This is a genomic window from Rhodopseudomonas sp. BR0G17 (assembly GCF_010907025.1).
Taxonomy (GTDB): domain Bacteria; phylum Pseudomonadota; class Alphaproteobacteria; order Rhizobiales; family Xanthobacteraceae; genus Rhodopseudomonas; species Rhodopseudomonas palustris_H.
Genome location: NZ_QUML01000155.1, coordinates 1 through 435, shown reverse-complemented (window position 1 = coordinate 435; position 435 = coordinate 1). Strand labels below are relative to the sequence as shown.

The following is a 435-nucleotide window of genomic DNA, read 5'->3' as shown; positions in this document are numbered from 1 at the left end:
CTTTCACTTTGTCTGACTGTGGCATTGGACTAATCTGGGCGCCGGAGATGGCTCCGCGTAGCCGCGATGTGTTGTGGCGACGCCGATGACGGTTCGTCCTTTCTTCGCGGCACAATCGACCGGCACTCGTCGGCTTCGCGGATTTGAGTTGTCGCTTTGCTCCGCTCGTCTCCAACCGGAGGTGTCATGGCTCGCTATATCGTGCGATTTATGAAGGACATCCTCGGCGAGAATGGACGTCACGAGGAAGTCTGTCAGGGCGTGCTGGAGGTCGATGCCGCCAGCACCGACAATGCGATCGAGATTGCAAAGTATCAATTCTGCCAGAAGGAGCGGCTGCGGGAGTGGTCGCTCCATGCCGACCGCGTCCACGTCGCCGAAACCGAGTTTCCTTCATAGGTCGTTCCGCAGCTCGCATCCGACCGCGATGTGAGC

At 59.1% G+C, this 435-nt stretch carries 1 protein-coding gene; it reads left to right on the top strand.

Translation table 11 applies throughout. The features are described from left to right. Positions 1–186: 186 nt before the first annotated feature. Positions 187–399, top strand: coding sequence for a hypothetical protein (locus DY467_RS25635; protein WP_164607694.1), 213 nt, complete (start codon positions 187–189; stop codon positions 397–399). Positions 400–435: the final 36 nt, after the last annotated feature.

Coding starts and splice junctions, on each gene's coding strand:
- DY467_RS25635 (WP_164607694.1), top strand. CDS start 187: ATGGCTCGCTATATCGTGCGATTTATGAAGGACATCCTCGGCGAGAAT.